This is a genomic window from Chryseobacterium oranimense (genome assembly GCF_900129755.1).
GTDB lineage: Bacteria > Bacteroidota > Bacteroidia > Flavobacteriales > Weeksellaceae > Chryseobacterium > Chryseobacterium oranimense.
In genome coordinates this window covers 1,088,906-1,111,517 of sequence record NZ_FQWT01000001.1, presented here as the reverse complement: position 1 = coordinate 1,111,517, position 22,612 = coordinate 1,088,906, and the positions used below count along the sequence as shown (strand labels likewise).

Genomic DNA, 22,612 nt, shown 5'->3' with positions numbered 1-22,612 from the left:
CTCAAAAATTCCCGATTGGATGAATAATATACACATTTTAACACAAATCACTTTATAAAATATGTCTACTACACCAGAAAATTCAAACGGAAAAGCTTTTCGACCGTCACAAAATGCAGACGGAGTGTCCGAAAATCATCATGCCGGTATCAACCGTCTGGTAAAACTTTCCCTGGTTATAGAAGGAAAGATTATCAAATTTTATAAGCATTTTAAACTTAAGCAAAGTACCCAGCGTCATCATGAATTTACCCTTACCCTGGCTCATGATACTTTGGGAGACCGCCAGACCCATTCGCTGGAAGAAGCCAATAAATTCTTAGGAAAACGTCTCACAGCAGTCATTTCCTATAAAGATATAGATAACAGTCCTGAAAGAACATTTGTGGGTATCATTACCGGAGTAGCTTTCAGCCAGGAAAAGATGAGCCTGGGAAATATTGTGCTTACAGGATGCAGCCCTACCATTCTTCTGGACGGTGCTTCCCATATCCAGAGCTTTGGAGGAAGCCAGCCGGTGAATATAGGAATTATTGCAGAAGAAGTTATCAAGCAGGGAATTGATAAAAGCCGTTTTGATATCAGGGTCGATGCCAATAATTTCTCGCAGATTATCTACAGCAGTCAGTATGATGAGACTCACTATAATTACCTGGCAAGAATGGCTGAAGCTTACGGAGAACAGTTTTTTTATGACGGTGAAGTACTTCATTTCGGGAAACTCCCGCCCCAGAACAAACCTATTATCCTTACGTACGGAAGCAGTGCCAACGATATTAAAGTTGAACTGAAGGCCATCCATACCAAACCCCAGTTTTATGGGTACAACAGCAATAAAAATGAAAAGCTCACTTCAGGCTCTACACCGATTCAGCACGTAAGTGATATGGCAAAAACAGCTTATGAGCATAATAACAATATTTACAAAACTCCTGCGCTTCAGATAGCACCTATCAAAGCTTCCACTCATCTGGATGTGGAATACTCGCAGAAAAGTGCCTCGGGAAGTGCGGCTGTGAACGTTTTTTCCATTTCAGGGAACACAACGGTTCCATTTCTTCATCCCGGATGTATTGCAGATGTTCAGATGCGTAAGCAGGACTCCAATGAAACCTCATATTTTACAAGAATCATGATCACGGAAGCTGAACATGAGATTGACACTATAGGTCATTATAAAGGAAGCTTTGCAGGAATTGCGGCAGATACCGGATTTCTTCCCAGACCGGAATATAAAATTCCTAAAGCGGAACCGCAAACTGCGGTGGTAATATCCAATACAGATCCCGAAGGACAAGGCAGAATACAGGTTCAGTTTGACTGGCAGACCAGCGATACCACACATTTTATCAGAATGATGAGTCCTGATGCGGGCGGAACAGATCAGATCACACAAAACAGAGGATATGTAGCCATTCCGGAAGTGGGAGACCAGGTGATGGTGAACTTTGTCCACAGCCATCCGGACAGGCCTTTTGTAATGGGAGGAATGTTCCATGGTGGAGTAGCCTTGGGCGGAGGTGTCAACAATCACCTGAAATCTATCCAGACCAGAAGCGGAATCAGAATTTTAATGAATGATGAAGAAGGAAGTGTGAAAATCATGGATCCGAGCGGGAATATCTACTTCATGGATGGTGCAGGGAACATAAGCATGAAAGCTCCTAAAAACTTCACGCTGAATGCCGGAGATAATATCAATATCACCGCAGGAAAAGAAATTTCGATCAGTGCAGGAGAAGGAATCAACAGTTCTGCCAATAACAGTATCATTTCTACAGCAGGAAAGGATATTGTACAGACAGCTTCCGGTGATATCCGCGAATCTTCGGATACCAGAACTGAAATGGTGGAAAAAGAATTCAGAAGACAGTCTGAAACCTCCAATGAAATAGCCGGAGAAATATCCATGTTCAGCGAGCTTGAAAACATGACAATGCAGAGTGGCAAGATTGTGGAATTCAACAGTGCTGAAAAATCAAAACTTTTCTGATATGGCCATCATCAAAACAGCTAAAAATATACAGATAAAAGTCACAGACTCTTATCATCTGAGTGTAGGCAAAAAAGTTGAAAAAATTGCTCAGAAAATTAATGTAGAGGCACAGAAAAATAACCTTGTTTTGGCAAGCAACAAGAAAATAATGTCTCATGGGAACAAGTAAAGTAAGAATTCTTATTCTTTTTATTCTTAGTAGTTTCTCATTAATCAATTGTCAAAATAAAAAAATGGAACAGAAATACAGCTGGCTGGGAACCCTTTCGGCACCGGAGGAATACCCGATGGAAATTTACAAGGGAGCCATCATTGCAGACGATTTCACTTATGGTTTTGATGCCATCTGGGGTACACAGAATACGGGATGGGGAAATGAAGGCGGAACCATGAGTGTAGAAACCAGCCAGATGGATATTCCCAACAAACTGGAATTTACATGGTATTCCCTGGTGGAAAATAAATTCTATACCGGAGAATGGGATCTGGATAAACAAAAAATAAAAGATCTCTTTGATAAAGGTTTTATAGATCAGGATAATGGTAAGAAAACCACGTACAGCAATTTTATTGTTGGTCTTGCACCCAAAGGACGAGTGGTTTTATGGATCAGCGGTCCGGGAAATCAGAAAGAAGTAGGTGTCTTTCAGGCTCATGATACTGTTATTACCAAAGAAAAGGCATACGAAAACGCACAGTACATGCTGAAAGATGGTTTTGCAGACAGAATGCTGAAAGATCCGTCCTATGAAACATTTAAGCCAGAAATCAGAGCTAAAATAGAAAAAGAAGGCTATCCTGATCCGGGTATTTATGAAGTATACAGGGAAAAATATAACTGGAAACCTTCAGTGATTTTGCCTGAGGGCAGCGAATGGATCGATTTCGGATTTAATAATTATAATGGTGAGCAGGAAAACCTTTTCGGAGAAAGCCTGAAAGCAGATACCTATAAAAAAAGAGCTGTTCCGAAATTCTGCGGTTTCTACTGGAGAGATAAAAATAAAAACAGATATGCAGTCTGGATAGACTCGTTTGATGAGAAAGAAATATTTGAATTATTCCGTAAGCTGGGAAAAGAAAAAAATATAGACCTTACCATTAAGGTCCGTGCAGATAATACAGGAGCTGTTCTTTCCTTAAAGAGCGGAAACGAAGAACTGCCGGTTACGAAAGCAAAGATCAGACTTTCTGGTAAAATAGAGTAGATTCCGGCTGTCAAAAGTTTACAAACCATCTGTCAATAAATAAAATAAGAACCATGCACAATAATAAATTTGGAGATTATACACCGGAAATATCCAAAGAGGAAGTATTAGACATTACTCTTGGGATATTTTTTGACGGAACTTTGAATAATAAAACCAACACTACAGAAAGAAGGAACAAGACCGCAGACTATAAAAAAAACGGGGGCAAACCCAGTGATAATAACAGTTATAATAATGACTGGAGTAATGTAGCACGGTTATGGGATAATTACGATAAAAATTTTGGAATCTATATAGAAGGAATAGGAACGGAAGATAAAGAAGAAGATTCCATGCTTGGCTATGCCTTTGGAACAGGAGCCACCGGAATCAGAGGAAAAGTAAGAAAAGGCTGTGAAGAGATCGTAAAAAAAGTAAAAACGATCAAAAACTCAAAAAAAGCAGATAAAATAGCTGTTCTTACTTTTGATGTTTTCGGTTTCAGCCGTGGTGCTGCGGCTGCCCGTAATTTTGCCCACGAAATAGGAAAATCAAAATATAAAGCCAGAGCTACAACGGTCTCCCATGAAGGGATGACCGTAACATCCTATTCAGACAGTGACGGAGATGCTGTAGAAGGTCAGGAGCTTCCAAAATGGGGACATCTGGGACTTAAGCTTCAGGAGGCAGGAATTACTGTCGATGTCCTGAAGATAAGATTCCTGGGAATTTACGATACCGTTTCTTCCTATTCCAAAAACTTTTCTCCAAAACCCAATTTCCACAATGACGTAGCAGAACTGGGACTGGATGATATCGGAAGGGCACAGACCGTTATCCATTTTGTGGCAGAAAACGAACACCGCGAAAACTTCGACCTTACCAATGTAAGCGTAGGAATAGAAAAAATATTTCCCGGAGTACACTGTGATGTAGGTGGAGCTTATGAAGACGGTCCGGAAATATGGGAAGAGGTGGAAACATCATGGACCACCAGTACAAAATTAAAAGCATTACGGCAGCAGCTCATCAATGATGCCTGGTATACCGATGAAGAGCTTACCATTACCCCGGGATTTTACCTGTCACTGAGAGGAGAGCGTAAATTTCTGAAAAAAGCATACAGCTATATTCCCTTGCATTTTATGGCAGAGCACGGCGTGCAGAAGACCGTTCCCCTTAAAATAAAAAAACTCACCGACGAAACCTATTCCATTTCATCAGATGAATTGCTGGTAAGGGTGAAAAACCGTTTAAGACCTTATGCGATGGGAGATGGAAAACAATATACCTTTAAAAGATATCATGATCTTAGGGTTGCTTATGGTGGTGCATCTATACCGGAACAGAAATATGCAGACTATCAGAGAGAAATGAAAGAACAGGAAGACCTGAGAACACTTAGAAACAAATACCTGCACTGGTCGGCAAGAAGAGAAGGGATAGGAATGGATCCTACCTCCGACAGGGTAAGAGTGATCCATCAGGCTTAAATATACAAAACATTAAATAAGACATTCTGATAAAGAATACTGATGCCGGATTGCTTATGCAGAAATTTAACATACATACCGTCCAGAAAGGAGAAAGCTTGAAAAGTATAAGCCAGCTGTACAGCATAGACGCCAATGCTTTAAAGTTATTCCACAATAACCACTGCGACGTAAAAGATATGATCCTGATTGAGCTTACAACACAGAAAGAGCTCTTTCTGCCGAGAACTGTGGTGACTGATAAAAGCAGGTTGGTAAAGTTCGGAAGGGGTAACAGCCTGATCTTTCAGCCGGAAAACTCATTCATCAGATATGGAACAACCATAACTATTGAAAATGATGATCATAAAAACGAACTGAAATATGAAACGTCAGTACGCTGGCTGAAAAAGGAGAAGCAGCTTCATTTTTTTGAAATAGACAGGACTTCCAATCTGTATCTGAACGAAGAAGAAGTCAATGAAATAGCCGATCTTCTGGCATATAAAACCTCAAAAGTCTTATACCCGCTACAGATCAGCGTAGACGAGAAAGGAAAATTTAATGACATAGAAAATCTTTCCGTATTCAAAGAAAGATGGCCTGCCGTAAAAGAGGAGGTGTATAAAGAATTTGACGGCGAAACGGTAGATACCTATTGCGAAAAGATAGAAAAAGTAATCAACGAACCTGATGCGATGAACCTTTATCTGAAAAACGATTATTTCATCAGAACATTGTTTTTCGGGGCCTATCAGAGTTTCGGACAGGATTATGAAACGGAAATAACAGAAAGTTTTCCTGTGGTAGACAATCCGGTAGAGCCAAAATATAAAATAAGACTGGAAGTAGATCCGCTAAAAGGAGAGACAGGCCTGGTTAATATAGAAGGAGAAGGAAAGTTGAATGATGAAAGAAACATTTATGATTTTATCAACAAAGCCCCTTTTTCCATGATTATTGAAGACAGTCCGGTGATGAATAATGAAGGCAACTTCAGGCTGGTATATTACCTGAACGGACAAAACTTACTTATAAAATCAATGTATTTAGAATGTGATATACAACTTGAGAAGAAAAAGAAAATATCAGTAGTCATTGCGGCACTGACTGAGTAATTAAAAAACTAACACAATGAAAATTAAACCAAATCATAAATTTTCCATACTTGTTTTTATATTAAGCTTTGGCCTCTGTTTCGCACAGAAAACAGAGTTTAACATCCCTAAGGACATCGAGACCTTACAAAACACCATCTTCTATTTTCAGAATGATTATACCAAAGATGAACCCAAAGCAGCCGCTGCATCGGACAAGGATTTTTCAACTACTGTCGATCTCTATGATCTGAAATACGACGTAGCTGCCAAAAATCCTTACCTGGATCTGGCATTGAAAAGCGGAGCCAAATCCAAGCAATTCATCCAACAGGCGACCTGGACCGTAAATATGAAAAAAGTGTCCTCAAAAAATACAAAAGTCACGGTTTATCTCGAAAAACTGATTCCGGACAGCTGGTCAAAAAAAGAGGTGGATACAAAGCTCACCAAATCCACAGGAAAAGTGGAACAGGAAATCAAAGAGTTTCTTACCACCTACAAACCGTCTGAGGCCGCAGCAGGAGCGGAAGTAGCAGATGCATCTGAAGCGGCTACCACCTATTCGGATGTTCCGACCCTTCCCACGGAAGAGGGAACTCCAAAGCAGAAAAAGACTTCCAAATACCTCCAGAATTTATTCGGTAAAAAACAGTTTATTGCGCTGCCTGCCACATCTGCTGTGTTTACAAAGCTTTTACAGACAGATCCCAGCGAGCTGGAATGTAAAGACTGTAAAAACGGCAAATATTCCAGTTGGGATTTTGACGATTTCAATATGATCTACGCCAATATGAACGATGGACGGGAATATTATGCCATTCAGTATTATGGCAGCGATATGGTTTCCGGATTACCTTATGGGCTTGTATTCAACGACAGTTCACCATCTGAATGTAAGCAGAAATTTGCACGGTACAATGCTAAGCTCTACCAAACTACGGTTGATACCGATGAAATGACATCCAGTGCATTAACGGTTGTTGCCTTCAAGATGAACTCCTCTTTTGTCCGTCTGGAATTCGGGAATCAATATTTAACCAGACTTGTAATTTCAAATAAAGAATTTTAACCATGGCAGAAAAACATATTGTAGTACAGGGTGCTCTATGCAAATGCCAGTTCGGGCAGATGCCCGACAAGCTCAAAGTGCTCTCACACCAGAAAGAATACGCCAACGATAAGGATGCTTCCAAAAAACTGATCGTTACCACGAAAGAAATAGGAGCCGCCACATTTGAAAAAAATACGTTCGGAAACTGTATAAAAATGGGAACTCCGCCGCCGCCCTGCAAGATTATGGTAACGGAATGGAAAGATTATTACGAAAAAGTACAGCTTAACAACGGCGGATATATCATCGTGGAAACAAGCAAAGCTGTCTGTGCCATTGCCGGAACACCTTGTATTGAGATCATAGATCATGGGCAAAGGACCGAAGGCAGTCCGCAGAATTTTAAAAATGCTGATAAAGATGTACAGCAGCAGATCAATCCGTTGGTTGATGCTGAAGAAATGTATAAAGAACAGCCTGATTACGGTGGGCAGGATGGTGTAATCTAAATGATAAACAAATGGCAAAAGGCGTAAAAAAAATAAAGGTTATAAAAGGCAATTATTATCCGAAAATGTCTGTTCCGGGGCAGAGAGTCACCATTGTACCCAATCAGGATGTGACTTTTCAGGTCGATGAATGGCTGCCGGGCACAACCGCTGAAGATAAAAAGAAACCTGTCATCTGGATGAGGCAGACCAATGACCGCAAAATTATCATCTACCAGGCACCATCTGCTACAGGCTATACATTCAGGATTGACAAACAGTACTGTGGAAGCTATCAGTTCTACATCGAGGCCAGTTTTTCCGGTAAAAGAGATGCCAAAAACAATACAGGTCTTTATGTAAAGGGCTGGTGCGAACCTAAAATCATTACCAGTAAATGGACTACCCAGCGGGGAAGCAAAAACAGCATCAAAAACCAGAATAAAACCAAGTTTATTTCCTACGGCCATATTGTTTACCTTAACCTTACAACGGAAGGTCTTAACGGAAATACCCTGACAGTTGAACTTTGGAACCAGCAGACTGCAAAAGCCGATAAGCTGATCCATGTATACAATAATGTACAGGTTATAGACGGTGAGGTCAATTTAAAAATAGAAAATACCTATTCCTGGATGGCTCATGTAGACAACATCCAGAATGTAGAAGAATTTTATATAAAAGTAAAAGATTCCGCATCAAAAAAATACATTAAAGACAATCTCGGTGATGAGCTTCACGGTATTTATCTGAATGTAAAAAATAAAGTAATCACCACCAATGCCAATGTCAGCAAGAACCAGACTCCTACCAAAGTTTATAAACCGGACGTAAATTCCGTTCGTCAGGAACCTTGTAAATTCGAAGTCATCAAAATCACAGAAAGTGAAGTGAAGGATGGAAAAGCAAGCAATACGACTGTCAAGATTTTCGACAACGGTAAAGGAATAAGAAAAGTACAGTCTGTCGCTCTTCAGGAAAGGATCGAGAGAACCATCTATTATAAATTTGATTCAACGGTAATAGATAAGAACGGAGAAACTATTCTCAATAATGTGCTTAAATTTCTTCTCGAGCATAAAGATTCTACCATGAACCTTAGCGGATATGCCTGTGTGATAGGAAAGCAGAATTACAATAAAGGACTGTCCCAGAGAAGAGCAGATGTGGTAAAAAAATTTTTTGCAGACGGAGGTCTTGATCCCCGAAGGATCATTTCTGTAGGGAAAGGAGAAATAGACCCTACCGATGATAAAATGGGCAGGGACAACATAAAATATAAAAATGAAAAAGATTACGAGAATAACAGAAGAGTAGATATTTCTTTTGTATTCAATGCCCATGATGCCCAGACGGTAAATTATGAAGTGGTGGCGCCTACCGAATCCACCAAGAAAGAGCTTACAATTGATATTGCAGGATTCGAGACTAATGAATGTTTCCGCGACAGCAAAAACAAGCATAAAAAGCAGACCCTTATGGTTGATGTGGGGCAGGCCATTGATGCCGGAGATACCAAACAAACCTTTGGCACACCGTCTTTCCGGTACAAAGTCTATTCTAATATATCAAGATTGAATGTGGCTCCTATACAGTATATCTGGCCTTCGGCTACCAATCCGAACCAGTTCCATATGCATGTTCACAGCTGCAGATATTTCAGCAATGAAAAAAGAACTACAGTTTTAATCAAAGCATATCCCGATATCAAATGGGAACTGGCATTGGAATTCCAGGTCAATGTATCCAATTATAAAGCGGCCAATATGCCGCCGGGAAATATCTATGCCAAACATCAGGAGAAAGCCAGACAGGCAGGTTACAAAAGATACCGGCTGAACGAAACCGGAAAAGTTCCGATTTCCATAGGCGTAGGGCTATCCGCAGAATGGGATGCCGGCAGAGAAAAAAGAAGCTTCACCAACGAGTTTTCAGATAAGATAGAGATCGTTGCAAAGATGATTGCCACTGCTGTAAATATCGTTCAAAATGCGATCAATTACGCTCAGAGTGCCGCTAAAGAAACAGCAATTCCTGTCGGTTTTAATGTAAGATATCCTAAGTTTACAGTAGTAGGGAAGTGGTATCTGGAGAGAGTCAATGAGCGGGCAAACCTGAGTGTGATAGGGGAAGTTGGCTTTGGCTTCAAGCCCCTGATAGGAGCAGAAGTTGTTATTGACATCATCGGGGCAGCAATTGCCGTAGCTTCTTACGGGGCAACAGGAAACCCTGCCGCCGCAAGAATTATTAATAAATTCAGAGGCGGATTGGAAAAACTAGGCGCTTCAGTTACCTTTACAGCTACATTCTACGGCGAGCTGGAAATGATGGTGGATGCCTTGAAAATAGACAGCATCAATGGAATCAATATGCAGGGTAAAACCACTATTGGAGGAAAAATGGGAGCTACCATAGAACTCAGTATCAGTGTTGAGGTAGGAACCGTAAAAGGGACAAAAGTGAAACCTATTGCCACATTTAAAGCTGCCGCCAAAGCAGATTCCTATTTTGGAGGAGATTTTGTGATCGATTCAGATACCACAGGATTATTTATCCAGCCTGTTCTGAAGTTTTCCGGAGTTGTTCTTTCCGTAGAGATAGAAGGCGAAGTAGGCTGGTGGAAAAGTAATTTCAAAGTAGAAGAAAAGGTGATGAAAGAAGAAACTTACTATATGGATAAAAAATATTTAACTTAAATTCAGGTATGCATAATTTTAAAAAACCATTATACTCCGTATATCCCAGAATGTATTGTTCAGGAACCATTTATGTGAATGATGTTCCCGTTATAGACTGGTACGGAGATGAGACAAAAGAAGGAGGATTCGGAGGAGATACCATGATCAATCAGGCTCTGCTTCAAAGCGGGAAATACCAGGTGGTTGGTAAAATGTATCCGCGTTTGGGAAAAAATGTTCTGGATGAAGATGATACCCTGTCGGTAGATTTCTTTTGTGCAGATTTGGACAACTGGAAAGCCTCCCGTTTTGCCTTTCACCCTAAAATGGAATCCCCGTGGGACGGACTTACGGAAAACGTCAGTCACCCCACTTTTACGGTTGCCGGCGAAATAGAAGTAGAACTTCCTTTTGTATTGGACGGCTGGCAGCATTCCGTAGATTTTAAGGACATGAAAAAAGAAGACCTCTTCAGTGATGTTTTGAAATATTACAGGCAGATACGTGCAGTACTTGTTGAGCATGATGCAGGGAAATACCTGGAAATGTCCCAGGACAAAATGAAGCTTCAGGAGCAGGCTCTATACTATACCGAAGACCGGAAAAAAAGATTTTTAGACAGCGCCGGACAGTTGTTTGGTCAGAATTTAGCTGTGGAAGAGCTTAATGAAGCAGATCTGCAACTGGAGATCATGGGGTATGGTAAATTGGTAAGACTCATGAGAAAAGACGGATCCCAGCCGCTTCAGTTCAAAAGTCCGGACCTTGAAAAGCAGGGCAACATCGAATTGGAAGTCAAGCTTCATATGAGAACAAAAGAAAAAGGATTTAGTATTATTTAAATTATCCTGATAATGACTTTTTTTGGAGGTTTAATTGCGGTGGTTGTTTTGCTTTCCGTATTCCTGGGATACAGAATCTTTTCAAAAATTTCGGATAAAAGGAATTATTCCGGAAAAACAGGAGGGGTTATGGAGAAGACCTTTCTCTTTCTTATTATTTCGTTGATCATGGTTTCTATCAATGCTCTGGCGTTTATTTTATCCTACTCTTTTTTTTGGGAGAAAGCATACAGAACCTATGATGAGCCGCAGTATATAGCCACAGTAATAGGATATAAGAAAGAAATCACCAAAGGCAAAAACTTTTCAAATTCCTCATACAGCGACAGGGTCATTTTTTTCCCAAAGGTGGAATATACAAATGCCAACGGGAAAAAAATAGTAAAGACACTCGATATTACCAGCAATAATCCTCCCGCTCTGGGCGAAAAAATAAAAATTACAGATGCTGATAATCAAAACAGCACAAATGCTCTGGAACTGGATTGGATCATGTTGGGAGTCGGGGGTATTTTTACAGGTGTTGCTGCATTTTTTGCTGTATTGCTCGCTACATACAGTTCTTCATACGGGATGAAGAAAAGAATCATGTGGTCTTTCGGAGCAGCACTGACACTCACTTTGATCAACGTATTCTGTCTGATATTCATATATTTGAAACAGTAAAACAGCTGGCCTGTATGTCAGCAGGTTGATGACATTAATAAATCAAAATATAACGTATTATGAAAAAAGGAAAGTTTTTAATATTGATTTTTGCTGTATTGATCAATATATGCTGCGGAAATAAATCATTTGACCTTTCGTCCGTATCTTTGGGAGAAGATGCAAAAAAATATGATTTTGAAAATAAAAACCTTTTTCTGAAAGATAGTGGAAGCAACCCCGATGTTGTACAGTATTATGCAGACGAAAATAAAGGCCTTACATATAGCAGCATTCCTTTGGATAATACAATGGGGACAAGAATTACCATATTTAAAGGAAAAGTAGGAGCAATTGATACCAATGCCGCCGAAAAATATTCTTTAGAATTCGTTGAAAAAATAACCGCTAAACATGGCAAACCTACAGCAACAGTAACAGACAAAGCAACCGTAGATGCTAAACTTGTAAAACCAATTTTTGAAAAACTTAAAAAAATTTCACCCGATAAAGTGTCATGGAACCAGGGTGAAAAAAACTCATTTACCTATCCCACTTCTTTTTTCTGGGATGACGGGAAAAACTATTCAATCCTGAGTATTTCCATTGAAGATGATGGAACGATCAGAAATAAATATGTAACCGTTACCAAAGATGCATACAGGAACAATGCTGTTTTTGGATTAAAATACCCGACTCCCCAGGGATCTCCATGGTATAATTACATGAAATAAAAAAATCCGGCTCAAGAATTGAGCCGGATTTTTTATTGGTATTATAATTATTATTTCACAATAAACTTCAAAGTAGTCTGATCAAGTTTTAAAATATAAATTCCCTGTTCAAGATTTCGGACCTTAATAGAATTTCCGTTTTTAAAAGGACTGTTAATCGTCTGAAGTGCTTTACCCTGAAGATTGTAAATTTCTGCCTTTTGGATATTCTGAGTGTTACCCTTTACAAAAATTTCCTGTCCGGAGATCGGGTTAGGATAAACCTGAAGTTCCTGAATCGTAATTTCATCGGCTGAGGTTCCCTGAGTCTGTCTGGCTGTTCCCGAATAGCACGTCCATTTAAGATCGTCTATAGCCACTCTGTTGCTTGATGAAGTGTTCACAAGGCTTACGGTAACATTGCCTGCAATATTGATGTTATTGATCGTCGTTGTGGCAGCAGTAGCTCCGTAAGGTATAGTTCCTACTGTTGTTCCGTTTACCTTCACATCAAATGTACCGTTGCTTCCGGAGAACTTAAGCTGGGTAGTCACAGTCAGTGATCCGATACCGTTAGCTGAACTTCCGGAAGTTAGAGAACCGTTTCTTACCGTAATAGCCTTTGTGTTGATGGTCTGGTCTGTTCTTGCATCTGTGGCTGTCCATGAAATACCGTTTGCCGACCATGTTCTTGTGGTATAAGAAGCTTCTGCAGCAGGAATCGTTTCAAAAGTTTCATTTACACAGTTCGTTCCCGGGTTGGTAGGTGTTCCCGGATCAGTAGTTCCCGGGCTTGAACCCCAGATCTGATTGACATAATTAGGATTGTCTATGAATGGATTTCTATTTCCCTGATAAGCATAAGATGCATTGTTTCTGTTAATTTCAGCCTGTGATACAGGATCCTGAGCGTGCCATGCCAGAAGAACATTCAGCTCCCAGGTCTGAAGTCCCGGAAACGTTGAATTGCCCAGCATATTTCCTGAAGAAAAAGTAGACAGTTTGCTCTGATAACGGGTTACGAAATAAAAGATCATTCTTGCCACATCACCTTTAAACTCATCGATCGGTTCAAAAACAGTTCCTGCATATCCGGAAGACGAAGAACTGCCCAGTTTTGAGCCGTTCAGGGAAGTAAATGTTGCCGAACCTACTTTTCCGAATGGGTAATTACTTCTCATTCCATTTACCTTTCCGTCTGTAGCTCTGATAAAATGAATATCCGAAACCATTGGAGCAGCCTGACTGAATAAACTTTGAGGAACAATATGCTCCCTGTTATAGCAATTGCCTTCCGTAGAGTAGGTTCCACACTGGTTAGTGCCTGGTGTATATTTGTAAGGATCGGTTCCTGAAGGTTTCTCTGAATAAATATCCATAATTGAACCGTCATTTTCGTAGGTCTTATCGATATCAGTGGTTTTATAACCTGTCCAAAGCCCGTTGTAACCTTTGTCCTGGTGTCCGTTGGTAATAATAGTACTTAATGCCGTTTTCAGCGCAGCACCGCTCAATCCGTTTGCCGAATTGTAATAACCTGCAGGAGCCTGGGCATTAGCGAACCCCGCTATTACAGTACATAAGATAAGTTTTTTCATACTAATAAAATTTCTGTAAGAATACTATATTTTCACGAATAAAAAATTACATTATTGTTAATTTTGAAATGTAGCGCATGCAGTTTAACCAATATCGGGAATGGACCATATTTATTTGATTAAATAAGCTGAAGAAAGGATAAGGATTTAAGATGAATGAATTTAATGGTTAATATTTTTCAGCCATAAAAAATCCGGCACAGAAAACCGTACCGGAAAATATATAGATAATTGATTTAAATAAATTTATTTTCTCTGAGGAGGATAATTTTTCATGATCTCAGCCATGATCTCAGGAATCTGTCTCTGTTTAGCTTTAGGAGAATCTACAGAAATTCCGCTTCCGATACCCTGCCAAACCAGTTTATTGGTTTTAGAATCAATAAGGTCTACGATCAGTGCACCTTCATTATAATTGCTGGTCCATGTTCTGCTCATGCCTACACCCCATCCGAAAGGGCCGCCCCATCCCCACATTCCGTAAGGAGAATTGTTGGTGATATCCGTAATTTTTTTATGATTGGCTTTTACATTAACGATCAGATCAGGATTTTCACCGGACTGAAGTCCTTTGCTCTGAAGTTGTCTCGACAATTCATTTAAAACCCTGTCTTTATCAATATCATTCAGTTTCAGATCGTCAATTCTGATTTTGTATGTTTTGTAAGTCGTAAAATTAGCTGTTTCAGCATAATCTGAACGTACCTGAAATGGACTGCACGATGTAAGGCCTAATGCAGCCGATGCCAACAAAATAAAAATATATTTTTTCATTTTATTTATTTTTTTTATCGTTTTTAATAAATGTATCAGTCTTTTTATCGTACCCGTAAGGACAGTGTCTGCAGCCGCTTTTACAGCAATATCCCCTTTTCAGGTGGAATTTTTCCGTAAAAACCTTGTACCCCTGTTCATTATAGTAAAAGTCTTCACCTTCTTTGATGTCATATTGGGCCATAAGTTAAATCGCTAAGTCAAAAAAACTTTATATTTGTTAGTATGATAATTATATGCCAAAAGCCATTAAAAAGATTAAAAATCAATGGCATTGCTCTTTTTCCCTTTATCTTCATTAGGAAACCCGAAGATAAGGAAAATAAAGTACTTATCAATCACGAAAAAATCCATTTGAGACAGCAACTCGAAATGCTCGTTATTTTCTTTTACATTTTTTATGTTATCGAATACTATTATTGGTTTTTCAAGCTGAAAGACGGTTTTCTGGCTTATAAAAGAATCTCTTTTGAAAGAGAAGCCTATGCCCATGAAGCAGACTTGCGTTACCTGAAAAAAAGGAAATTCTGGAACTTCAGGAGATATTTGTAAAAGATTGAAGATTTTTATTAAAATTCAATAGGGGTGGGTTTTAGCCCGCCTGATAAAAAAATAAATCATCATTCATCCGGCTTTAGCCAAAACCTAAAATAAAATACAAATTTCACGAATATTTCCACGAAAATATTTAGAGACTAAAAAGAATGATTTAGAAATATTATTTTCCAAAATCTGTGTAAATCCGTTTCATCCGTGGCTAATTTTAAATTCTTCTATCTAAAACCCGAAAAAAATCATATAATTCACTAAAAACAAATCACTAATTTTGCAGATGATAGTTAAATCATAAAAATGCTATTAAAAGCTCCGGCAGAATCCATTCCTATTCAGGAAATATCCATTCCTCATAAGAATATAAAACTCTTTATCAAAAGGGAAGACCTGATTCATCCCCAGATCTCAGGAAATAAATACTGGAAATTATTTTATAACATCAACACTTATCTTGAGAAAAATCCCGAAAATCCTTACATCATTACTTTCGGTGGAGCATTTTCCAATCATATTGCTGCCGTTTCTGCGGTCGGAAATTTGTCCGGTATTTCAACATTGGGAATTATCAGGGGAGAGGAGCTGCAGGATAAATGGAGGGATAATCCAACGCTTCTTTTGGCAAAAAGAAACGGAATGAATCTGAAATTTGTGACCCGTGAAGAATACAGACACAAAGAAAAACTAACCGAATTTTTATCCAGAGAATTTCCTGATGCGCTGATTGTTCCCGAAGGAGGTACCAATAAAGATGCTGTAGAAGGAGTGAAAATGATGCTCAACGATCAAACAAAAGATTTTGATTATCTTTGCACCGCAGTGGGAACCGGTGGAACAGTTGCCGGAATTGCAAAGTTTTGTGAAGAAGATCAGAATGTTATAGGATTTAAGGTAGTTGATGATGCTTCACTGGAAGATAAAATCTCAGAATTAACTTCAGGGCGGAATTTTAATCTAATAGATTCATGTTTTGGAGGTTATGGTAAAATAATAGATGAAAACATCCGTTTTATCAATGAATTTAAAGAGAAGTACGGTATTCCTTTGGAACCGGTGTATACAGGGAAAATGATGCAGAAAGTTTTCGAACTGATTGATGAGGGTTATTTTCCTGAGAACAGTAGGGTGTTGTGCTTTCATACCGGTGGCTTGCAGGGTATTGAAGGAGCCAATCTGCTTTTGGAAAAACAGAATAGAAATTTAATTATATAAGTAAAAATTGAAAAACATGAAAAGACTTTTCTCAATCGTAAGCCTTTTAGTTTTATCAACATTCTCAGCCCAGACTTGGGCTACTGAAGACCAGTACATTCAGAAATTCGCTAAATATGCGGTAGAAGAAATGGAAAAATACAAAATTCCGGCCTCTATCACATTGGCCCAGGGGCTCCTGGAAACGGGAGGAGGGCAGAGCAGACTGGCTCAGGAAGGTAAAAATCACTTCGGTATAAAATGTAAGGAAGACTGGACCGGAAAAACCATGAAGCATACGGATGATGCTCCCAATGAGTGTTTTCGTGTTTATGACGATCCAAGACAGTCTTATGAGGACCACTCCATATTTTTATCCACAAGAAAATATTATACAAATCTTTTCAATCTGGATATGAAAGATTACAAAGCGTGGGCTTACGGACTTAAAAAAGCAGGTTATGCCACCAATCCACGTTATGCTTCAATTCTTATTGGTAAAATTGAGAGATACAGGCTTTATGAATATGACAATACCAATTCCAAAGAAGTACTGTATGCCGTTCTTAAAATGTATCCTGATCTGAAAGACGACAGAACATTTATGGCGCAGCTGGAACCTTCCAAAATGACAGTTAAGAAATCTAAAGATCCTGTTACTGTTGAGGTTCCTTACAAACAAACCTCTTATGCCCAGCAGCAGAAAAGAGTGGAAAGAATCAAAACAAAAGCCGAGATTCTCAATTCAATTCTAATCAAAAGTCACCCGAATGAAGGCTTAAAATACATTGTTATTCCTGAAGATACCACGGTAAAATTCATTGCAAATAAATTCAAAATAAGCGAAAGCAGGTTGGCGAAATGGAATGAGCTTGACAGTGATGTTCTGAAGAAAAATGACATTGTTTTCCTCGAATCCAAAAACTCAGCAGGAAATACGGCCACTTATACAGCCGGAAGCGGGGAAGATATGCACGATATTGCCCAGAAATTCGGAATCAAATTAAATAAATTATACGCAAAAAACAGAATGGACGAAGGACAGAAACCTTCTGCCGGCCAGCTGATTTATTTGATTGATAAAAAACCAAGAAACTAATTCAATAGTTGCTCTTGTTGTTTATGGGTTGACAATGTAATGTTTACCGATAGACTATCAATCAGCAGCCATCAACGATCAACAATAAATGAAATACCAAAGAAGTTCGGCTTTATTTGATGAAGCCTACAAATACATCCCGGGCGGGGTAAATTCTCCCGTGCGTGCTTTCAAATCCGTGGGAGGAGTGCCTGTATTTATGAAATCTGCAAAAGGAGCTTATCTTACCGATGCTGATGACAACACATATATCGATTACATCAACTCATGGGGACCGGCTATTTTAGGGCACACCCATCCTGAAGTTTTGGAAGAACTGAAGATCCAGGCTGAAAAAGGTTTCTCTTTCGGAGCACCTACAGAACTGGAAACAGAAATTGCAAAATTCATCGTAGAAAACGTACCGAATATCGATCAGATCAGAATGGTTTCTTCAGGAACGGAAGCCTGTATGAGTGCTGTAAGATTAGCAAGAGGATTTACAAAAAGAGATAAGATTATTAAGTTTGAAGGCTGTTATCACGGTCATTCAGACTCATTCCTTATTAAAGCAGGAAGTGGTGCTGCCACTTTTGGAAACCCGAATTCTCCGGGAGTTACGGAAGGAACAGCTAAAGATACTCTGCTGGCCCGTTACAACGATTTTGAGCAGGTGCAAGACCTTTTCCGTCACAACCAGGGAGAAATTGCAGCTGTTATTATTGAGCCGGTTGCCGGGAATATGGGATGCGTCCTTCCTGAAAATAACTTTCTTCAGAACTTAAGAAAAATCTGTGATGAAAACGGTGCTTTATTGATTTTTGATGAGGTAATGACTGGTTTCAGGCTGGCGTTCGGAGGTGCACAGGAATTATTTAACGTAAAAGCTGACCTTGTTACTTACGGAAAAGTAATCGGCGGTGGTCTTCCGGTAGGCGCTTTTGCAGGAAGAAACGAAATTATGGACCATTTAGCTCCAAAAGGCGGAGTTTACCAGGCCGGGACATTAAGTGGGAATCCATTGGCTATGAGAGCCGGATTGAAAACTTTGCAGCTTATTAAAAACGATCCGGAATTCTTTAACAGGATCAATAAAACAACTGAAACGCTTGATTTCGGGATCGGGAAAATCCTGAACGAAAAAGGAATTCCTCATAAGATTAACAGAAAAGGATCCATGATGTCAGTGTTTTTCCATACCAACAGAGTGTCTGATTTTGATGAAGCAGCAGCTTCCAATCATTCCCTTTTCAATAATTTCTTTCACCAGATGCTTCAGAGCGGGATATACCTTCCGCCAAGTGGTTACGAAACCTATTTTATCAGTGATGCGATCAGTGATAAAGAAATTGATATGACGCTTGAAGCGGTAAGGAAATTTGAATATTCTTAAAATATACAAGATACACTAGTATAAGGCCGGATTTTATGATCCGGTCTTTTTTGTTTTTACCATAAAAGACACAATAAATCATACAGATATTGTAATAAACCATACACTTCAATCAATCCTGTTCTTTCTATTTTTGTTATAAATAGATTGGCAATGAAGACCTCTGGAAATACCATATCCCGCAAAGATTTTATAAGAAACTCAGCTCTGGCAGCAGCCGGACTCACTTTAATCCCCAATATTATGGCAGCATCCCCATTATTTGATCCGAAGAATATTTCTGAAAAAGGAAAATTAAGCCTTAAGAACGTCCGCCTGGAAACAGGTTTTGAATATGAAGAAGGAGAAGTGATCGCCACTAAAACCGATCTGTTTAATATCGAAATTGAAAACGGAAAGATCATTAAAGTAAGCCCGAACCAGCCGAATGGAAAAGCTATTGATGCAAAGGGATTGCTGATGCTTCCTGCTTTTAAGGATATGCATATTCACCTGGATAAAACTTTTTACGGCGATAAATGGCAGGCAGTAAGAAAAAGAACCGGCGGCGTAAAAGGAATGATTGAGCTGGAACAGAAAATACTTCCTGAAATGCTGAAAAACTCAACATTCAAAGCAGAAAAGATGATTGAATTGCTGCAATCAAAGGGAACATCTTTTGCCAGAAGCCATGTCAATATTGAACCGACTTCAAAATTACAATCCTTAAAAAACCTCCAGAAAGCCTTAGAAAATAAAAAGAAAAACTTTGGAGCAGAGCTGGTGGCCTTCCCACAGCACGGTGTATTTTATACGGATTCTGTGCCTTATCTCAAAGAAGCGGCCCAAATGGATATAGATTTTATTGGCGGAGTAGATCCATTTAACATTGACGGTGCCATTGAAAAAACAGTTGATTTTACAGTTCAGTTAGCTTTAGACCATAAAAAAGGAATTGATATTCATCTTCATGAAACCGGGGAATCCGGATTACAAACAGTTGAATATTTAATTAAAAAAGTCAATGAAAATCCTTCCCTGAAAGGAAAAACATATCTGAGTCACTGCTTTATTCTTGCAAAGTTAGATAAAGCGAAACAGGAAGAAATTGCTGAAAAATTAGCACAAGCCCAGATCGGGATTGTCTCTACCATCCCTTTCGGAAGTCTGATCATGCCGATTCCTACCTTGTATAAACATAATGTAACAGTATTGACAGGTAATGACAGTATTGTAGACCACTGGAATACTTTCGGGACCGGAAGTGTATTGCAAAAGGCCAACCTGATGGCACAGCTTTACGGTTATTCTACAGAGTTTTTACTGTCAAGGAGCCTGAAGCTGGCAACAGCCAATATTCTTCCACTGGATGATAAGGGAAACCTGCAATGGCCCAAAGCAGGAGATCAGGCGGATTTTGTACTGATGAATGCAAGCTGTTCTGCGGAGGCAGTGTCAAGGGTTTCGGATGTGAAATCGTTGGTTTATCAGGGAAATGTGGTTTATTAGACCACCCCGTTAAAAGTTTACTGAATTTTTGTCATCTCTCTAGAGGAGGGGAATTTGGATCCGAGGAGGGTTAGGCATAAGTATTTAAGAATTTAGAGAACTTAAGTGTAAAAACTTTTGGATCTAAGAAAATCAAAACCGGTTTTACGATGAAAATATCTCCATCTGTTCAAATTTCCTGTGTAAATTTTATTACTTTTAGGAGAAAATCAGACGGGGTGGGGCATCGTACAGATCATTTTCCGATTTTAGGAATTCAGGAGTTCAGTGAAAATCAACTTCAGGGGTGTCATCTGCTGTTTAACGAGCTTCATGGCGAGCGCTCCATTGATGAGCCTCACAAACATGATTTTTTCATCATTAATCTTTTTGAACAGGGGAAAGGCAGCCACACCATCGATTTTACGGATTATGAAGTAGGAAACAGTCAGATTCATCTTGTTTTTCCGGATCAGGTACATCTGTGGGTAATTGAGAAAGAAACTGTAGGTTATCAGCTGATGATCAGCAGGGATTGGTTTGAAAGTTTTCTTCCTTCACTGAGATTTTCGGCATCGTATTATCAGAATCATCCGGTTATCCATCTTTCACAGGAAGGGCTTGAAACTTTTCGTCATGAATTTCAGGCGATTCAAAAAGAGATCAGCAGTGAAAATATATTTTGGGAAGTCATCCAAAAACGAAGTGAACTGATCGGGCTGCTGATCAGCAAATCCGTGGAAGGGGCTTTCAAAGATTTCGAAAGGTATCATTCCAATCCTATTATTTCTAAGTTTCTGCAGCTTATTGATAAGCATTTCAAAACGGAAAGATCAGTTTCCTTCTATGCCGATCAATTAAGTATTTCCGCCAATTATTTAAATATCGTCTGCAAAAAGAATCTGAATGCTTCTGCTTCTTCTCTTATCCAGGATCGCATTCTGTTGGAGGCAAAACGACTTTTAAAGGTATCAGAAATGTCTGTAAAAGATATTGTGTATGATCTTGGGTTTTATGATCATGCCAGCTTTTCTAAATTTTTCAAAGCACAGACAGGAATGACTCCGTCGCAGTTTAAATAATCATTCATAGAAAAAGCCACCGAAAAACTTCCGATGGCCTTTTAAATTTGATATGAAGAAACTAGTGACTTATTGTAGTCCTGCCAAAAGGTTTACTCCGTCTACTGTAGCCCAAGCTCCAGGAGTTAGAGATACTTTTGTAACGGTAGCAGCGTTGGTGAAAGTTTTTCCACCGTTCGGAGTAAATGCATATCCCCAAACTCCTGCGTTATCAGAGTTTAAATAAGTAAGAGGAGCAACCACTACTTTCCCTGTATTTACCTGGCTTGTTTCTGTAGCTGCATCCTGGATTAGCACAGCATAGGCTTTTTGAGTCCCGATATTTTTATAACCGCTGATATAAACATTTGAGAAAATTCCTGTTCCCTGCTTTTTGAACTGGATAGCAGTAATCTCGGGAGAGTTAGCTGTTTCAGGTAGTGTGTTTGTATCTCTGATCAGGGTGATGTTTGATATTTTTGGGGCAGTATTATCAACATTACCGGAAGATTCAATCTCCATTCCGAAGTTTCCTGTTCCTGTCTGGAAAGCGTACCAGTTTGTGTTGTTTTGTCCGCTCCATGCATCCTGCCAGTCGAAAGAGTCATCGTAGTTACCGTAAGAAACAATATTTTTTGCACTTACAGTACCTCCGAAGAATTCATAGCCGTCATCTGTTCCTTTATAGGTTACAAGATTTTCTAAAGTAGTACCGGCTCCTACAGCGTAGAATGTCATAGAGTTTGTTTCCGAAGTACCATCACCGATCTTTTTACCGGCATATTCCACTCTCACAAACTTCATAGTACCTGAGTTTGAATTAGCATCAGTTCCTCCGTAGTAAACATTGTTCCCATCTTCAGATAGAGCCTGGGTATTTCCGTTAATTGCTTTGATCGGAGCATTTCCATAGATAGTAATACCACCCCAGTCACCAGGAGTTTTGGTAGAAGTTGTGAATACAATTGGTTCAGAAGCTGTACCTACAGCATTGATTTTCCCGTCCTGAAGAATTACCAAACCACTTGTTTTGGAAGTTACTACATTGAAAGTAGCACCTGCCTCGATAGTAATGGTAGCGTTATTTGTAATTTTTACAATCCCGTCTAATGTATAGTTTCCTTTTTTAATAAGGAGATCTTTTGAAATAGTACCTGATAATGTTCCGCTTCCGCTTAATACACCTTCAGTAGTTCCCGGAGTGGTAGGAGTTGTAACCGTACCGTCTCCCAAGCCATCATTTACCTCGATAGTACATGAATTTAAGGCCAATGTTAACACGGCTGTTAACGATAATAATGATAAAACTCTTCTTTTCATTTT

General features: G+C 39.3%; 21 protein-coding genes. 17 read left to right on the top strand and 4 right to left on the bottom strand.

Annotation, left to right across the window (positions count from 1 at the left end; genetic code table 11):
* The first annotated feature begins 61 nt into the window (after positions 1-61).
* From BUB03_RS05095 to BUB03_RS05050, 11 genes are all read left to right on the top strand, one after another.
* Entirely contained in the window at positions 62-1,993 is a 1,932-nt protein-coding gene (locus BUB03_RS05095; RefSeq protein ID WP_073060759.1) for a type VI secretion system Vgr family protein, read from the top strand.
* 1 nt (position 1,994) lies between these two features.
* Positions 1,995-2,165, top strand: coding sequence for a hypothetical protein (locus tag BUB03_RS21795; RefSeq protein ID WP_155859170.1), 171 nt, complete (start codon positions 1,995-1,997; stop codon positions 2,163-2,165).
* 64 nt (positions 2,166-2,229) lie between these two features.
* Positions 2,230-3,204: a DUF2931 family protein gene (locus BUB03_RS05090; RefSeq protein WP_262484327.1), complete on the top strand. Its 975-nt coding sequence runs from the start codon at positions 2,230-2,232 to the stop codon at positions 3,202-3,204.
* Between the two features lie 53 nt (positions 3,205-3,257).
* Complete coding sequence (locus tag BUB03_RS05085) at positions 3,258-4,679, top strand: T6SS phospholipase effector Tle1-like catalytic domain-containing protein (protein ID WP_040998565.1); 1,422 nt, start codon at positions 3,258-3,260, stop codon at positions 4,677-4,679.
* Positions 4,680-4,735: 56 nt separating this feature from the next.
* Positions 4,736-5,776 (top strand): hypothetical protein, encoded by a 1,041-nt coding sequence (locus tag BUB03_RS05080; RefSeq protein ID WP_073060753.1) that lies wholly within the window; start codon positions 4,736-4,738, stop codon positions 5,774-5,776.
* A gap of 16 nt (positions 5,777-5,792) precedes the next feature.
* Positions 5,793-6,827, top strand: coding sequence for a hypothetical protein (locus BUB03_RS05075; RefSeq protein ID WP_073060750.1), 1,035 nt, complete (start codon positions 5,793-5,795; stop codon positions 6,825-6,827).
* A gap of 2 nt (positions 6,828-6,829) precedes the next feature.
* Positions 6,830-7,318: a DUF4280 domain-containing protein gene (locus tag BUB03_RS05070; protein WP_073060739.1), complete on the top strand. Its 489-nt coding sequence runs from the start codon at positions 6,830-6,832 to the stop codon at positions 7,316-7,318.
* A gap of 11 nt (positions 7,319-7,329) precedes the next feature.
* On the top strand, positions 7,330-9,993 hold the full coding sequence (locus BUB03_RS05065) for an OmpA family protein (protein ID WP_073060737.1): 2,664 nt from the start codon (positions 7,330-7,332) through the stop codon (positions 9,991-9,993).
* 8 nt (positions 9,994-10,001) lie between these two features.
* Positions 10,002-10,817 carry a hypothetical protein gene (locus BUB03_RS05060; protein WP_228417771.1) on the top strand — a complete coding sequence of 272 codons (816 nt, stop codon included), beginning with the start codon at positions 10,002-10,004 and terminating at the stop codon, positions 10,815-10,817.
* A gap of 12 nt (positions 10,818-10,829) precedes the next feature.
* On the top strand, positions 10,830-11,483 hold the full coding sequence (locus tag BUB03_RS05055; RefSeq protein ID WP_073060731.1) for a hypothetical protein: 654 nt from the start codon (positions 10,830-10,832) through the stop codon (positions 11,481-11,483).
* A gap of 59 nt (positions 11,484-11,542) precedes the next feature.
* Entirely contained in the window at positions 11,543-12,196 is a 654-nt protein-coding gene (locus BUB03_RS05050; RefSeq protein WP_073060729.1) for a hypothetical protein, read from the top strand.
* Positions 12,197-12,246: 50 nt separating this feature from the next.
* Here BUB03_RS05050 and BUB03_RS05045 read toward each other — a convergent pair whose 3' ends face one another.
* The 3 genes from BUB03_RS05045 to BUB03_RS05035 all read right to left on the bottom strand — a co-directional run bounded on the left by BUB03_RS05045 (position 12,247) and on the right by BUB03_RS05035 (position 14,731).
* The gene (locus BUB03_RS05045) at positions 12,247-13,773 is read right to left on the bottom strand and encodes an endonuclease (protein WP_073060726.1); all 1,527 of its coding nucleotides are present in this window, start codon (positions 13,771-13,773) and stop codon (positions 12,247-12,249) included.
* A 246-nt stretch (positions 13,774-14,019) separates the two neighbouring features.
* Positions 14,020-14,547: a DUF4136 domain-containing protein gene (locus tag BUB03_RS05040; protein ID WP_040998582.1), complete on the bottom strand. Its 528-nt coding sequence runs from the start codon at positions 14,545-14,547 to the stop codon at positions 14,020-14,022.
* Position 14,548: 1 nt separating this feature from the next.
* Entirely contained in the window at positions 14,549-14,731 is a 183-nt protein-coding gene (locus BUB03_RS05035; protein ID WP_048502239.1) for a DUF5522 domain-containing protein, read from the bottom strand.
* Positions 14,732-14,772: 41 nt separating this feature from the next.
* Here BUB03_RS05035 and BUB03_RS05030 point away from each other — a divergent pair, with 41 nt between their 5' ends.
* The 6 genes from BUB03_RS05030 (at position 14,773) to BUB03_RS05005 (ending at position 21,310) form a co-directional block, all read left to right on the top strand.
* Positions 14,773-15,099, top strand: coding sequence for a hypothetical protein (locus BUB03_RS05030; protein ID WP_073060723.1), 327 nt, complete (start codon positions 14,773-14,775; stop codon positions 15,097-15,099).
* A 300-nt stretch (positions 15,100-15,399) separates the two neighbouring features.
* Positions 15,400-16,311, top strand: coding sequence for a 1-aminocyclopropane-1-carboxylate deaminase/D-cysteine desulfhydrase (locus BUB03_RS05025; protein ID WP_073060721.1), 912 nt, complete (start codon positions 15,400-15,402; stop codon positions 16,309-16,311).
* Positions 16,312-16,327: 16 nt separating this feature from the next.
* Positions 16,328-17,389, top strand: a complete 1,062-nt coding sequence (locus tag BUB03_RS05020; RefSeq protein WP_040998590.1) for a glucosaminidase domain-containing protein — start codon at positions 16,328-16,330, stop codon at positions 17,387-17,389.
* 88 nt (positions 17,390-17,477) lie between these two features.
* Positions 17,478-18,761 (top strand): glutamate-1-semialdehyde 2,1-aminomutase, encoded by a 1,284-nt coding sequence (gene hemL, locus BUB03_RS05015; protein WP_073060719.1) that lies wholly within the window; start codon positions 17,478-17,480, stop codon positions 18,759-18,761.
* Between the two features lie 153 nt (positions 18,762-18,914).
* A complete protein-coding gene (locus tag BUB03_RS05010; RefSeq protein ID WP_073060716.1) occupies positions 18,915-20,249 on the top strand; it encodes an amidohydrolase in 1,335 nt (444 codons plus the stop codon).
* Between the two features lie 149 nt (positions 20,250-20,398).
* Positions 20,399-21,310, top strand: a complete 912-nt coding sequence (locus BUB03_RS05005) for an AraC family transcriptional regulator (RefSeq protein ID WP_228417769.1) — start codon at positions 20,399-20,401, stop codon at positions 21,308-21,310.
* A gap of 69 nt (positions 21,311-21,379) precedes the next feature.
* Here the strand turns inward: BUB03_RS05005 and BUB03_RS05000 are convergent, their stop codons facing one another.
* The gene (locus BUB03_RS05000) at positions 21,380-22,609 is read right to left on the bottom strand and encodes a hypothetical protein (protein ID WP_040998600.1); all 1,230 of its coding nucleotides are present in this window, start codon (positions 22,607-22,609) and stop codon (positions 21,380-21,382) included.
* Positions 22,610-22,612 lie beyond the last annotated feature (3 nt).

Coding starts and splice junctions, on each gene's coding strand:
- BUB03_RS05090 (WP_262484327.1), top strand. CDS start 2,230: ATGGAACAGAAATACAGCTGGCTGGGAACCCTTTCGGCACCGGAGGAA.
- BUB03_RS05065 (WP_073060737.1), top strand. CDS start 7,330: ATGGCAAAAGGCGTAAAAAAAATAAAGGTTATAAAAGGCAATTATTAT.
- BUB03_RS05010 (WP_073060716.1), top strand. CDS start 18,915: ATGAAGACCTCTGGAAATACCATATCCCGCAAAGATTTTATAAGAAAC.
- BUB03_RS05030 (WP_073060723.1), top strand. CDS start 14,773: ATGATAATTATATGCCAAAAGCCATTAAAAAGATTAAAAATCAATGGC.
- BUB03_RS05040 (WP_040998582.1), bottom strand. CDS start 14,547: ATGAAAAAATATATTTTTATTTTGTTGGCATCGGCTGCATTAGGCCTT.
- BUB03_RS05095 (WP_073060759.1), top strand. CDS start 62: ATGTCTACTACACCAGAAAATTCAAACGGAAAAGCTTTTCGACCGTCA.
- hemL (WP_073060719.1), top strand. CDS start 17,478: ATGAAATACCAAAGAAGTTCGGCTTTATTTGATGAAGCCTACAAATAC.
- BUB03_RS05025 (WP_073060721.1), top strand. CDS start 15,400: ATGCTATTAAAAGCTCCGGCAGAATCCATTCCTATTCAGGAAATATCC.
- BUB03_RS05060 (WP_228417771.1), top strand. CDS start 10,002: ATGCATAATTTTAAAAAACCATTATACTCCGTATATCCCAGAATGTAT.
- BUB03_RS05035 (WP_048502239.1), bottom strand. CDS start 14,731: ATGGCCCAATATGACATCAAAGAAGGTGAAGACTTTTACTATAATGAA.
- BUB03_RS05070 (WP_073060739.1), top strand. CDS start 6,830: ATGGCAGAAAAACATATTGTAGTACAGGGTGCTCTATGCAAATGCCAG.
- BUB03_RS05005 (WP_228417769.1), top strand. CDS start 20,399: ATGAAAATATCTCCATCTGTTCAAATTTCCTGTGTAAATTTTATTACT.
- BUB03_RS05075 (WP_073060750.1), top strand. CDS start 5,793: ATGAAAATTAAACCAAATCATAAATTTTCCATACTTGTTTTTATATTA.
- BUB03_RS05085 (WP_040998565.1), top strand. CDS start 3,258: ATGCACAATAATAAATTTGGAGATTATACACCGGAAATATCCAAAGAG.
- BUB03_RS05050 (WP_073060729.1), top strand. CDS start 11,543: ATGAAAAAAGGAAAGTTTTTAATATTGATTTTTGCTGTATTGATCAAT.
- BUB03_RS05045 (WP_073060726.1), bottom strand. CDS start 13,773: ATGAAAAAACTTATCTTATGTACTGTAATAGCGGGGTTCGCTAATGCC.
- BUB03_RS21795 (WP_155859170.1), top strand. CDS start 1,995: ATGGCCATCATCAAAACAGCTAAAAATATACAGATAAAAGTCACAGAC.
- BUB03_RS05080 (WP_073060753.1), top strand. CDS start 4,736: ATGCAGAAATTTAACATACATACCGTCCAGAAAGGAGAAAGCTTGAAA.
- BUB03_RS05000 (WP_040998600.1), bottom strand. CDS start 22,609: ATGAAAAGAAGAGTTTTATCATTATTATCGTTAACAGCCGTGTTAACA.
- BUB03_RS05055 (WP_073060731.1), top strand. CDS start 10,830: ATGACTTTTTTTGGAGGTTTAATTGCGGTGGTTGTTTTGCTTTCCGTA.
- BUB03_RS05020 (WP_040998590.1), top strand. CDS start 16,328: ATGAAAAGACTTTTCTCAATCGTAAGCCTTTTAGTTTTATCAACATTC.